We start from the raw sequence: 12,227 nt of genomic DNA, 5'->3' as shown, positions 1-12,227 counted from the left end.
GGAATGTTGCGTGATATCCGCGATCTCACCGACGATCCCGAGGCGTACGCCGCTGAGCTGCGCCGGCGCTGGGGCGGCCTGCTGAGTTACCGCTACCTCGGCCGTTCGTACTCCTCGATGGACCTGGGTCCGGCCGACGACACGGTGACGCTGCGACGCGACATGCGAAACCCGGCGGGCGGACTACTGCTTGCGGTGCTGGGCATCTCCTCACCGGACAGCGGCGGCGTGAGCGATCTGGAAGCCGTACCCAACCCCGTGATCCACTCCTGCCAGGTCCTGGACCCGGCTGTGGATGTGGCCCGGATCCGGGTGGACACCGAGGTACTCAAGCAGGGCAGGCAACTGGCGTACAGCCGGTCGGTGATCGTCGACGCCGACAACCCGGACCGGATCATCGCGCTCACCGAGGGGCAGGGCATCTCGATCGGGGTACCACCAGAGGGCCTGGAGAAGATGCCGGTGGACCCGATCGACGTCATCGACGGCCCGGACCTGCCGCCGCTGTGGCAGGTGTTCGGCGGCCACAAGCGGTCCAGCGGGCATTGGTCTCTGCCCGAGCTCGCGGTCGAGGTGGCCTCACCCGACGCCGCGCTGCACATTGGCCCGCAGTTCGTGATCCTGGAGACGGCCGCGGCGGACGCCGCTGCTGGTGCCGCAGAAACCGATACGCTGCAAGGCCTTTCGTCGCACGTGATGTTCCTGGCACGCGGCAAGACCGGCCCGTTCCGGGTCGACACCCGGGTGCTGCCCGGGGCGGGCGGCACCATCGCGGTGCGGGCCACCCTGTACGACGAGGGCGCCGGCGGCAAAGCCGTCACGGCTGCCTCCTATGTGTTCGGACGGATGGAGGAAACCCGATGAGCGATCCCGTTCTGCTGCTCGACGGCGCCAGCATGTGGTTCCGGTCGTACTTCGGCGTGCCGTCGTCGATCAAGGCACCTGACGGCCGGCCGGTGAACGCGGTGCGCGGGTTCCTGGACTCGGTCGCCACCCTGGTCACCCGGGAGCGGCCACGCCGGCTGGTGGTATGCCGCGACGATGACTGGCGGCCGCAGTGGCGGGTCGACCTGGTGCCGTCGTACAAGGCGCACCGGGTGGAACAACCCCAACCTGTGCCGAATGTCGCCGCCGGAGCGGCTCCGGCGGCCCCCCCGTACGTCGAAGAAGTTCCCGACGACCTCACACCGCAGGTCGACATGATCATGGAGCTGCTGGACGCGTTCGGCATCGCGACGGCCGGGGCACCCGGGTTCGAAGCCGACGACGTGCTCGGCACACTGGCGACGCGCGAACAGCACGATCCGGTCGTGGTGGTCAGCGGCGATCGCGACCTGCTTCAGCTCGTGCGTGACGAACCGTCTCCGACCATCCGCGTGCTCTACATCGGACGGGGACTGGCCAAGGCCACGAAATTCGGCCCGGAGGAAGTCGCCGAGCAGTACGGGGTGCCCATCGACCGCGCGGGTCCGGCGTACGCGGAGCTGGCCCTGCTGCGCGGTGACCCGTCCGACGGGCTTCCCGGTGTCGCCGGGATCGGCGAGAAGACGGCCGCGACACTGCTGGCCCGGCACGGCTCGCTGCGGGGTATCCAGGCGGCCGCCGAGGACCCGAAATCCTCACTGACCAAAGCCCATCGGGCCAAGCTGCTGGCCGCCGCCGACTACATGGCCGCGGCCGAACCGGTGGTCCGGGTGGCCACGGATGCCCCGGTGACACTGTCCGCCGCGACCGACGATCTGCCGCTGGCCGCCGGCGACCCGGGTCGGGTCGCCGAACTGGCCGCGGCGTACGGGGTGACCTCGTCGATCAGCCGGTTGCAGTCGGCGCTCGACCGACTGCCCGGCTGAGCACACCTCGATCCGCACGTTTTACGAAAGGGCCGCCTGCGCGGTAGCGCAGACGGCCCTTTCGTACAAGCGGCAGCTGGTAGGGCCTACTTGGGCCGACCGACCTCGTAGGTGCCCTTGTCGTCCTTGAAGGTCACTGTCACCTTGCGCTTGGTGCCGTCGATGGTGACCTCGCAGTCGAAGGTCGAATCCTTCTTGACCGTCGGGTTCTCACCGTCGTTGCACTTGACCCCGGTGACCTTGGTGGCGCCGTAGCCATTGGTCTTGTCGGTGAGGATCTGCTCGACGCCGCTCTGTGCCTTGTTGATGTCGAGCTTGGTCGTCACCGCCCATCCGGGCAGCCAGAACGCGGTCACCGCGAGGATTACCAGCAGCAGGGCCACCAACCCACCGACGATGACACCGATGGTCGCCAGTGAACGCTTGGAGCCCGCGTCGGCACCCGGAACGCCGTACTGCCCGTACTGGCCGGGAGCGCCGTACTGGCCGGGCTGACCGTATTGCCCCGGCTGGCCGTACTGCGGCGGCTGGCCCGGCTGCCCGTACTGGGGCTGCTGCCCGTAGCCCGGCACCTGCCCGTACTGCGGCGGCTGGCCGGGAGGCGGGTAGGCCTGCTGGCCGTACTGCTCGGGCCCGGGGTACTGCGGCTGTTGCGGCTGCGAATAATCCGGCTGCGGAACGCCCTGGGCAGGCGGCTGATACGACGGGTACTGCTGCGGCGTGTATGCCGGTGGCTGCCAGGCCGGAGCTTGAGTGCTGGGGTCCTCGGAAGCGGGGGTCGGCGGCTGCCATGCCTCGGCACCCTGCGCCTGCTCCCCCGCAGGCTCAGGCTGCTGACCGGGCCACTGCTGTCCCTGGTCAGATCCCTGCGGTCCGCTCATGGTTCTCCTTGATCCTGTTCGGTAACGCCTGCCACACCTTACCCCGCATCAACAGCAACAACACCGCGCCGAACGTCGTTGACAGCGCGTTTCGCGCTATTGCGCAGGGCAGTTGCGGGTGCGGCATTGCGCACCTGGTCGAGCAAGTCGAGCACCTGGCGGCACCACCGCACGAAATCGCCTGCCGACAACCCCGACCCGTTCACATCGGAGGCCGCGAGCGCGGCGGCCAGATCGCCGGTGGTCGCCCATCGGTAGACGGCGGTGACGAAGCCTTCGTCGGGTTCCCGGCTCGGCGCGAGCCGGTGCCGCTGCTCGTCGCCGCGCAGGTCCGCCGACACCCGCCGGGTCTTGGCCAGCGCGCGGCGCAGGCCCTCGGTGGGAATGTCGACTCCCAGTACCCCGCCCGCGGCATCCCCGCGCGATTCGAACAGCACTGCCGAGAGCACGCCGGCCAGTTCCGCCGGCTGCAATCCGTCCCACAGCCCGGCACGCAGACATTCGGCCACCAGCAGATCGCTCTCGCTGTAGATCCGGGCCAGCAGGCGACCGGCGTCGGTGACCCTGGGTTCACCCGAGTTGGCCTCGATGAAGCCGCGTTCGCTGAGCAGCGCAACGATCCGGTCGAAGGTGCGGGCCAGCGAGTTCGTCGCCGCGTTCACCTTCTGCTGGATCTGGGCATTGTCACGCTCGATGCGCAGATAGCGTTCGGCAATCCGGGCCTTGACTTCGCGGTCCGGGAGTTGGTGCGCCGGGTGATGACGCAGTTCCTCGCGCAGCCCGGCCAGTTCGGGATCGACGTCGCGTTCGGGAGCCCCGGCGCCCCTGCTCGCGCGCTTCGACGGCACCGACAGGTCGGCCGCCGCCGAGCGCAACGCCGACGCCAGGTCCCGACGCACCCGTGGCTGCCGGTGTTCGACGCGCTTGGGCAGAGTCATCGCACCCAGTGGATCCGACGCACCCGAATAGTCGGCCGACGAAATCCGGCCGGCCCATTTGTGTTCGGTCAACACCAACGGTCTCGGGTCGTCACTGTCTCGTTCGGCGGGCTCGAGTACCACCGCCAGACCTCCGCGGCGACCGTGGGTGATGGTGATGATGTCGCCGCGACGCAGCGCGGCCAGCGCATCGGTGGCTGCCCTGCGTCGCTGCAGCCGCGACGCCCGCGACTGCGCGCGCTCGCGTTCACCGATCTTGGTCCGCAACCGGACGTAATCGAGGATCAGCGGCTCGGTCCCCGGCTCCTCGCGCGAGCGCTCGTCGGCGCCGCCGAGTTCGGCCGCCAGCTCGCCCATCATCCGCTCGCCGCGCGCGATCCCGCGCACCAACCCGACCACCGACCGGTCCGCCTGGTACTGGGCGAACGAGCGCTCGAGCAGTTTGTGGGCCTGTTCGGGCCCCATCTGCTGCACCAGGTTGATGGTCATGTTGTAGCTCGGCGCGAACGAGCTGCGCAGCGGGAACGTCCGCGTCGAGGCCAGCCCGGCGACCTCGGCGGGCTCGGCATTGCTGTCGTCGGGCCGCCACAGCACCACGGCGTGGCCTTCGACGTCGATGCCGCGGCGCCCGGCCCGTCCGGTCAGCTGGGTGTACTCCCCCGGCGTCAACGGAACGTGCTGCTCACCGTTGAACTTCACCAGCCGCTCCAGCACCACGGTGCGAGCGGGCATGTTGATGCCAAGGGCCAGTGTCTCGGTGGCGAACACCGCCTTGACCAGGCCCGCGGTGAACAGCTCCTCGACGGTGTGCCGGAACACGGGCAGCATGCCGGCGTGGTGGGCGGCCAGTCCGCGCAGCAGGCCTTCGCGCCATTGGTGGTAGTCCAGCACGATCAGGTCGGATTCGGCCAGGTCGGCGCAGCGCCGGTCGACGATCGCCGAGATCCGGGCACGCTCCTCGTCGGTGGTGAGCCGCAGCGGCGCTCGCAGGCACTGCTGGACCGCCGCGTCGCATCCCGCCCGCGAGAACACGAAGGTGATGGCGGGCAACAACCCCGCGGCATCCAGGGTGGCGATGACGTCGGGCCGGCTGGGCGGCCGGTACAGCTGGGGCCTGCCTCCGCCCCGCCCACGCCCACGCGGCTGCCAGTCCGCCAGCCGGTCGGCCTCACGCCGATGGCTGATGTGGCGCAACAGGTCCGGGTCCACGAGCGTGCTGTTGGTGCCCTCGAACAAATCGAACAGCCGCCTGCCGACGAGCATGTGCTGGGACAGCGGGACCGGCCGGTGTTCGTCGACGACGACGGTGGTGTCGCCGCGGACGGTCTGGATCCAGCCACCGAATTCCTCTGCGTTGCTGACCGTGGCGGACAGGCTGACCAGCAGCACGTCCTCGGGCAGGTGCAGGATGACCTCTTCCCACACCGCGCCGCGCATCCGGTCGGCCAGGAAGTGCACCTCGTCCATCACCACGTAGGAAAGTCCGTGCAGTGCAGGCGAATTCGCGTACAGCATGTTGCGCAGCACTTCGGTGGTCATCACCACGATGTCGGCGTCACCGTTGATGGACTGGTCGCCGGTGAGCAACCCGATCTTGTCCGCGCCGTAGCGGGCCACCAGATCGTTGTGTTTCTGGTTGCTCAGTGCCTTGATCGGGGTGGTGTAGAAGCACTTGCCACCGGCGGCCAGCGCCAGGTGCACGGCGAACTCGCCGACGACGGTCTTGCCCGCACCGGTGGGGGCACACACCAGCACGCCGTGACCGTTTTCGAGTGCGCGGCAGGAACGCAGCTGGAAATCGTCGAGGGCGAACGGATACTCGGCGGTGAACTTGGTCAGTTCGCCACCGTTCTGGCCACCCGACTCAGGTGGCATCGTCGTCGATGTCGATCCGCGATGCGCCCGCCACCGGGGCCGGCCGCTCGACCGGCTCCACCGTCGGGATCGGCGCGGCCTCGTCCTCGGGCACCTCCAGTGCCTCGCGCCGGGCCTTGCGCTTGTCGTTGATCCGCGCCGTCTGGATGGCGAACTCCAGCAGCAGGCTGAGCGCGCAGGCCAGCGCCAGCATCGTGAACGGGTCCGACCCGGGGGTGGCGAACGCCGCGAACACGAACAACCCGAAGATCAGTCCGCGTCGCCAGGCCTTGAGCCGCTCGTAGCTGAGCATGCCGACCAGGTTGAGCATGATGATCAGCAGCGGGAACTCGAAGCTGATGCCGAACACCAGCAGCAGGTTGATCAGGAATCCGAAGTATTGCTCGCCCGACAGCGCGGTGACCTGCACATCGCTGCCCACGGTGAGCAGGAAGCCCAGGGCGGTGGCCAGCACCACGTAGGCCAGGATCGCGCCCGTGATGAACAGCAGGGCGCCGACGCCGACGAACGCCATCGCGAACCGGCGTTCCTTCTTGTACAGACCCGGCGTGATGAACGCCCACAGCTGGTAGAGCCACACCGGGCAGGCCAGTACCAGCCCGGCCGCCAGCGCCACCTTGAGGCGCAGCATGAACTGGTCGAACGGGCCGGTGGCCAACAGGCGGCACTCGCCGTCCGGGGCGATTGACGCGCGCGCCGAATCCGGCAGCGCGCAGTAGGGGCCGCGGAGCCATTCCCCCAAGCTGTGGAAACCGAAGAAGCCGTGGGTGTACCAGAGGAAGCCGAAGATCGTCGTCAGCAGAACGGCGGCCACGGCAATCAGCAGACGGTTGCGCAGCTCGTGCAGGTGGTCGACCAACGACATCGTGCCGTCGGGGTTGACCCGCGAACGGCGGCGGCGGGGATCGAGCTTCTTGATGAATCCGGAGGTCACGGGCGTGTTCTAGCAGCCTGGTGGTGGACGCGACGCGTCATCGCGGGGCGATGACCGCGATCGGGCGCCGGACCGGTCAGGCCGTGTGGCGGTCCGGGGACTGCTCGGGAGCAGGAGAATCGACCCGCTCGGAGGCGATCGGCTTGGCCGGTGGGGTCTCCGCGGAGGAGGCCGCAGAATCCGACTGCATCTCCTTGATCTCGGACTTGAAGATCCGCATCGACTTACCGAGCGACCGCGCCGCATCCGGCAGCTTCTTGGCGCCGAAAAGCAGCACGAACACCGCGATGACAATGATCCAGTGCCAGGGTTGTAGACCACCCAATTTGGTTACCTCCAGACGTCCGTGATGAGTCTACCCGCGTGCGTCGCCGGCGTCGTAGGCGTGCGGCGCCGCGGTGTCGTAGACGCGCAGCGCCTCTCCGGCCGACTCCCGCACCCGCTGTGCCAATACCTCCGGGGCCAACACCCGCACCGCCGAACCGAATCCGAGCAGGAAGCGCGCCATCCACTCCTGGGAGGCGTACGTCATCACCGCTTCGCACGCTCCGTCGGGCAACTCGCTGACCACCCGCAGCGGGTAGTAGTCGAACATCCACGACGCGGAGCGGTCGATCACCAGGGTGGCCGACGGCAGCGACGGGTCAGCGGTGTCGGGATCGAACAGCGAGGTGTCTGTACCGGCCTGGACCGCCGGTGACGGCGGCGCGGAGGGGTCGGTGAGCAGTTCCGCCGCGACGATCCGGTCGAACCGGAACATCCGTACCGCCTCGGCGGTACGGCACCATGCCTCCAGGTAGGTGTTGTCACCGATCAGCACCACCCTGATCGGGTCGACGGTGCGCGAGGTGAGGGAGTCGCGCGACGCCGAGTAGTACTCCAGGGTCAGCGCGCGTGCGTCACGCACGGCGGCCCGGACCGCCGCGGCCGCACCGGTTTCCTGAGGCACCGTCTCCTCGAGACCGGATTCCTCGAGGGACGCACGCTGGGTGCCTGCCGCCGATTCGATCTTCGCGATGGCGCTGCGCGCGGCCTCGGGGTCCACCATCCCGGGCACGTCGACCAGCGACCGCAACGCCACCAGGATGCCGGTGGCTTCCGTGGACGTCAGGCGCAACGGGCGGTCGACGCCCGCACTGAACGTGACTTCGACTGTGTCCCCTTCGAAGTCGAAGTCGATGAGGTCACCGGGACTGTAGCCGGGCAGCCCGCACATCCAGAGCTGTTCGAGATCGGAGTCCAACTGTTTGCGGGTCACCCCCAGCGCAGCCGCGGCCTCGTCGCGCGTGACCTTCGGATTTGCCTGGAAGTACGGAACCATGTTCAGCAGCCGGACCAGCCGGGTCGACACCTGACTGCTCATGCCGTACCCGCCTGCGCCCGCAACCGGCTCACCACGTCCTCGCGCAGCGACCGGGGTTCCAGTGCGACGGCGTCGGCGCCGTGGCTCGCGATCTCGCGGGCCAGCCGGTCGGACATTCCGATGTCGACGGTGATCTCCTCTCCCGCGCGCCCACCCAGCTTGCGCGGCACGGTCTCGATGGCCTGCCTGCGCAGAGCGGTGGCGCGTCCCCCGGCGATCCACACTCTGGCCTGTTCACCGGTGGGCAGTTCGGCCACCGCGCGGGCGACGATCTCCCGCAGATTCACCCCGTCGGGCTTGGCCACCGCACCGGCCGGCCCGACGGGGCTCACGTCGGCGTCGATGCGCGACAGCCGGAAGGTACGGGTGTCGTCGCGGTCGCGATCATGTCCGACCAGATACCACCGGCCGCGATGGGTGACGACGCCCCAGGGCTCGACATTCCGGCTGGTGTACTCGGCATTGCGTGAGGCCCGGTGCCGGAATCGCACGGCATGCCCGGAATCGATCGCGGAGAGCAGGATTCGCAACACCTCTTCGGAGCCGCGCAGCCCGGGCAGAGTCGCGGTCGACGCGATCGCCACCCCGGCCCCGTCGGCGTCGACGTCGACTCCCGCGGCGCGCAGCTTCAGCAGTGCGCCCTGCGTCGCGGTGACCAATTCCGGGGACTCCCACAGCTGGGTGGCCACCGCCACCGCCGCGGCCTCGTCGGCACTCAACTGCACCGGCGGCAGCGCGTAGGAATCCCGATTGATCCGGTAGCCCTCGGTCGGATCGAACTTCGACACCCGGCCCGTCTCCAACGGGATGCCCAAGTCGCGCAATTCGTTCTTGTCGCGCTCGAACATCCGGGAGAACGCTTCGTCACTGGGACTGTCGGCGTATCCGGCGACGCTGGCGCGGATCTTGTCGGCAGGCAGGAACGACCGGGTGGACAGCAGGGCGATGACGAGGTTCATCAACCGCTCGACTTTGGATACCGCCACGAGATGAAAGCTTAGGGCCTGCGCACGGCGGATCCTGTCAGCGGCGGCCGGGCGGGGCGGGCGTCGGCACCCGAAAAAGGTGCACCGGCCGATGCGTCACGAATGCGATGCTGGAGCCGCGGCGAGATCGCCTGCACCCTCGATGCCCGGGAGGACGGCATGCGCAGATTCGTTTGCGGCATGTCGGCGACGGCTGCGCTTCTCGGTGCGGTCGCATGCACCCGCATCTCCGGCGGGGTACCCGTCGCCGCTCCGGACGCATTCCCCGACCTGTCGAACTATCCCGTCGTCGGGAACGTCTACGGAACCGAGAACACCCGGCAGTACTTCAGCGGCGACACGTTCACCACGCCCGACGGTCAGCGGTGCTCCATCAACGTGCGTGACTACTTGCACCGGCTCTGGTGTTCGGGGCCGCGGCCGGACCGGGGCGGGTACTGGGACACGTCGTTCGGGCCGAACACCCCGGCGACGATCAAGCCCGCTGATCCACCGGCACCCGACTGGAAACCGCCACCCGGCGAGTTCCGGCCGCTGCCGCCGGCGCACAAGATCAATCTTCCGGCGGGCATGGTGTGCGCGGTCGGACCCGACCCGGCGACAGGGATGTTCGCGTGCCGCGCGGGTGAGCACGGCTTCGTCTTCACTCGGACCGCGACCCGTCTGTTCTGACCCGGGACCGCTTACATGCTGGCGATCAGCCGCTTCACCCGCTCATCGACCGACCGGAACGGATCCTTGCAGAGCACGGTGCGCTGAGCCTGGTCGTTGAGCTTGAGGTGCACCCAGTCGACGGTGAAGTCCCGCCCGGCTTCCTGTGCGGCGCTGATGAACTCGCCGCGCAGCTTGGCCCGCGTGGTCTGCGGCGGGGTGTTGACCGCGGCGTCGATCTCCTCGTCGGTGGTGATCCTGGAGGCCAGACCCTTGCGCTGCAACAGGTCGAACACGCCGCGACCGCGCTTGATGTCGTGGTAGGCGAGATCGAGCTGACTGATCTTCGGATCGGACAGCTCCATGTTGTAGCGGTCCTGGTAGCGCTGGAACAGCTTGCGCTTGATCACCCAGTCGATCTCGGTGTCGACCTTCGCGAAATCCTGGCTCTCGACCGCGTCGAGCTGGCGGCCCCACAGATCGACCACCTGCTCGATCTGGGTGCTCGGTTCGCGGGTCTGCAGGTATTCGACGGCCCGGCCGTAGTACTCGCGCTGGATGTCCAGGGCGCTGGCCTGCCGCCCGCCCGCCAATCTGACCGGACGCCGCCCGGTCAGGTCATGGCTGACCTCGCGGATGGCACGGATCGGGTTGTCCAGGGAGAAATCGCGGAACGGCACACCGGCCTCGATCATCTCCAGCACCAACGAGGCGCTGCCCACCTTGAGCATCGTGGTGGCCTCGCACATGTTGGAGTCACCGACGATGACGTGCAGGCGGCGGTACTTCTCGGCGTCGGCATGCGGCTCGTCGCGGGTGTTGATGATCGGACGCGACCGGGTCGTCGCGCTGGAGACACCCTCCCAGATGTGCTCGGCGCGCTGGCTCAGGCAGTAGGTGGCGGCCTTCGGCGTCTGCAACACCTTGCCCGCACCGCAGATGAGCTGGCGGGTGACCAGGAACGGCAGCAGCACGTCGGAGATCCGGGAGAACTCACCGGCCCGCACGATCAGATAGTTCTCGTGGCAGCCGTAGGAGTTGCCCGCCGAGTCGGTGTTGTTCTTGAACAGGTAGATGTCGCCGCCGATGCCCTCGTCGGCGAGCCGCTGCTCGGCATCGATCAGCAGGTCCTCCAGGACGCGCTCACCGGCACGGTCGTGGGTGACCAGCTGGGTCAGGTTGTCACATTCGGCGGTTGCGTACTCGGGGTGGCTGCCCACATCCAGGTACAACCGGGCTCCGTTACGGAGGAACACGTTGGAACTGCGGCCCCACGACACCACCCGCCGGAACAGATAGCGGGCAACCTCGTCGGGGCTGAGCCGGCGATGGCCATGGAAGGTGCAGGTCACACCGAATTCCGTCTCGATGCCCATGATTCGTCGCTGCACGCTAACGAGCTTACGGGGTGGTTCACCGCAACGGTGGACAAGCGCGCGCTGACGGGGCGGCAAAATCTGGATGTCGTGCCCGTGACGGCCTCGAGCCAGATCGATTTCGACCCGGCTACGTCCCGCGTGGCGTACCGGTAGGCCCCTCGGCAACGGACGCCAGCGAACCGTCGGGCAATCCGAGGATGCGTTCGATCGCCTGTAGGTAAGCGCCGATCACCCGCTGCGCGCGGGGCCCGTCGGCGTCGATCCCGCGGGATCCGTCCTGTTCGATCCCGACGGCGAAGGCATCGGCGAGCACGCCGTCCAGGCCCGCGATGAACGTCGCCGCCTCGTGCGGGAACCCGGCGTCGAACACGCCTTCGTCGCAGCCCTGGCGGATGACGGCCTCGAGCATGGGCACCAAGGTACGCATGGACTCCTTGGCCAGCTTCTGGCGGAACAGCGCATTCTCGTCCCGCCACAGGATCATGAGGGTCGACACAGCGGCCGGGTTGTCGGCCTTCCACGCGGCCGACGCGGCGAAGTAGGCATGGAGCTTGGCGACGGCATCGAGGCTGTCATCGGCGACCACCGCCTCCAGGGGCGGCGTCGCGCTCTCCGTCATCGCATCGACGATCCCTTCCAGCAGCGCCTGTTTCGAGCCGAAGTAGTGGTAGAGCGCGCCTTTGGACATCTGCACCTTGGCCAGCACGTCCTCGATGGTCATCCGCTCATAGCCCTTGTCGTGGATGAGCTGCAGAGCGGCATCGAGGATCTCCCGACGCCGGGCCGCGTACTCATCCGGCTTGACCCGACGGGCCACGGACACCTCCCATTGACGACCGCTCAGGAACGAGCCTAACCTAATAATAGACCGTCCGTCGGTTTATTGATTGGAGCAGCGATGCCAAAGGCCACCCCCGAAGCCCGGCGCCGCACCCGGGCGTTTGCCCGCGTCCTGGGCCCCTTCGTCGCGGCCGCGACGGTGATCATCGCGATTCGCCTGCCAGACCTCGCCGGGTTGCTCGGCGGACTGTTCGACAACCCGGTCCTGCCCTGGATCCTCGGCGCGGCGATGCTGATGATGGGCCTGATCGTGATCGCGTTCCACCAGTACTGGTACAGCGTGACGGCGGTGCTCATCTCGCTGTTCGGCTGGTTCGTGGCGCTGCGCGGATTGGCGATGATGGCCATCCCGTCGGTCATCGACTCCGGGGCGAACGCGACCGTCACCAGCCCGGGACCGATGCTGGCCGCCCGGATCTTCTTCCTGTTGTTGACCGCGATGGGCTTGTGGCTGACCTATGTCGGCTGGCGTCGCGAGCGCACAAGGGATGAAAGGGCGGTCACTGCCTGACCACGCCGCAGCGATGCGA

12 protein-coding genes are annotated in these 12,227 nt (G+C 68.3%); 4 read left to right on the top strand and 8 right to left on the bottom strand.

Annotated features, from left to right (window positions below):
- The first annotated feature begins 3 nt into the window (after positions 1 to 3).
- Together ACNQVK_RS17905 and ACNQVK_RS17900 are read left to right on the top strand one after the other, a co-directional pair.
- Complete coding sequence (locus ACNQVK_RS17905) at positions 4 to 864, top strand: hypothetical protein (RefSeq protein WP_418030567.1); 861 nt, start codon at positions 4 to 6, stop codon at positions 862 to 864.
- Positions 861 to 1,850 (top strand): 5'-3' exonuclease, encoded by a 990-nt coding sequence (locus ACNQVK_RS17900; protein WP_418030566.1) that lies wholly within the window; start codon positions 861 to 863, stop codon positions 1,848 to 1,850. The genes ACNQVK_RS17905 and ACNQVK_RS17900 overlap by 4 nt, the downstream gene beginning before the upstream one ends.
- An 86-nt stretch (positions 1,851 to 1,936) precedes the next feature.
- Here ACNQVK_RS17900 and ACNQVK_RS17895 read toward each other — a convergent pair whose 3' ends face one another.
- From ACNQVK_RS17895 to ACNQVK_RS17870, 6 genes are all read right to left on the bottom strand, one after another.
- Positions 1,937 to 2,731, bottom strand: coding sequence for a DUF4333 domain-containing protein (locus tag ACNQVK_RS17895; RefSeq protein WP_418030565.1), 795 nt, complete (start codon positions 2,729 to 2,731; stop codon positions 1,937 to 1,939).
- 38 nt (positions 2,732 to 2,769) lie between these two features.
- Positions 2,770 to 5,544, bottom strand: coding sequence for a DEAD/DEAH box helicase (locus ACNQVK_RS17890; protein ID WP_418030564.1), 2,775 nt, complete (start codon positions 5,542 to 5,544; stop codon positions 2,770 to 2,772).
- Entirely contained in the window at positions 5,534 to 6,478 is a 945-nt protein-coding gene (gene tatC / locus ACNQVK_RS17885) for a twin-arginine translocase subunit TatC (protein WP_044523936.1), read from the bottom strand. Before tatC ends, ACNQVK_RS17890 begins: the two co-directional genes overlap by 11 nt.
- Before the next feature lie 76 nt (positions 6,479 to 6,554).
- Positions 6,555 to 6,803: a Sec-independent protein translocase subunit TatA gene (gene tatA / locus ACNQVK_RS17880; RefSeq protein ID WP_044523934.1), complete on the bottom strand. Its 249-nt coding sequence runs from the start codon at positions 6,801 to 6,803 to the stop codon at positions 6,555 to 6,557.
- Between the two features lie 30 nt (positions 6,804 to 6,833).
- Positions 6,834 to 7,841: a helix-turn-helix transcriptional regulator gene (locus tag ACNQVK_RS17875; protein WP_418030563.1), complete on the bottom strand. Its 1,008-nt coding sequence runs from the start codon at positions 7,839 to 7,841 to the stop codon at positions 6,834 to 6,836.
- A complete protein-coding gene (locus tag ACNQVK_RS17870; protein WP_418030562.1) occupies positions 7,838 to 8,827 on the bottom strand; it encodes a helix-turn-helix transcriptional regulator in 990 nt (329 codons plus the stop codon). Before ACNQVK_RS17870 ends, ACNQVK_RS17875 begins: the two co-directional genes overlap by 4 nt.
- 159 nt (positions 8,828 to 8,986) lie before the next feature.
- Between ACNQVK_RS17870 and ACNQVK_RS17865 the strand changes: the two genes are divergently transcribed.
- Positions 8,987 to 9,499, top strand: coding sequence for a hypothetical protein (locus ACNQVK_RS17865; protein ID WP_418030561.1), 513 nt, complete (start codon positions 8,987 to 8,989; stop codon positions 9,497 to 9,499).
- A gap of 11 nt (positions 9,500 to 9,510) precedes the next feature.
- Here ACNQVK_RS17865 and pafA read toward each other — a convergent pair whose 3' ends face one another.
- Both pafA and ACNQVK_RS17855 read right to left on the bottom strand, forming a co-directional pair.
- Positions 9,511 to 10,869: a Pup--protein ligase gene (pafA, locus tag ACNQVK_RS17860; RefSeq protein ID WP_276129326.1), complete on the bottom strand. Its 1,359-nt coding sequence runs from the start codon at positions 10,867 to 10,869 to the stop codon at positions 9,511 to 9,513.
- Positions 10,870 to 10,984: 115 nt separating this feature from the next.
- Positions 10,985 to 11,674, bottom strand: a complete 690-nt coding sequence (locus tag ACNQVK_RS17855) for a TetR/AcrR family transcriptional regulator (RefSeq protein WP_418030560.1) — start codon at positions 11,672 to 11,674, stop codon at positions 10,985 to 10,987.
- Between the two features lie 81 nt (positions 11,675 to 11,755).
- Here ACNQVK_RS17855 and ACNQVK_RS17850 point away from each other — a divergent pair, with 81 nt between their 5' ends.
- Positions 11,756 to 12,208 (top strand): hypothetical protein, encoded by a 453-nt coding sequence (locus ACNQVK_RS17850; RefSeq protein WP_418030559.1) that lies wholly within the window; start codon positions 11,756 to 11,758, stop codon positions 12,206 to 12,208.
- The last annotated feature ends 19 nt before the right edge of the window (positions 12,209 to 12,227 follow it).

This window comes from Mycobacterium sp. 134 (assembly GCF_048282715.1).
GTDB lineage: Bacteria > Actinomycetota > Actinomycetes > Mycobacteriales > Mycobacteriaceae > Mycobacterium > Mycobacterium septicum.
Note: the sequence above shows the minus strand (reverse complement) of the source record. Positions and strands in the feature narration are given on the sequence as shown.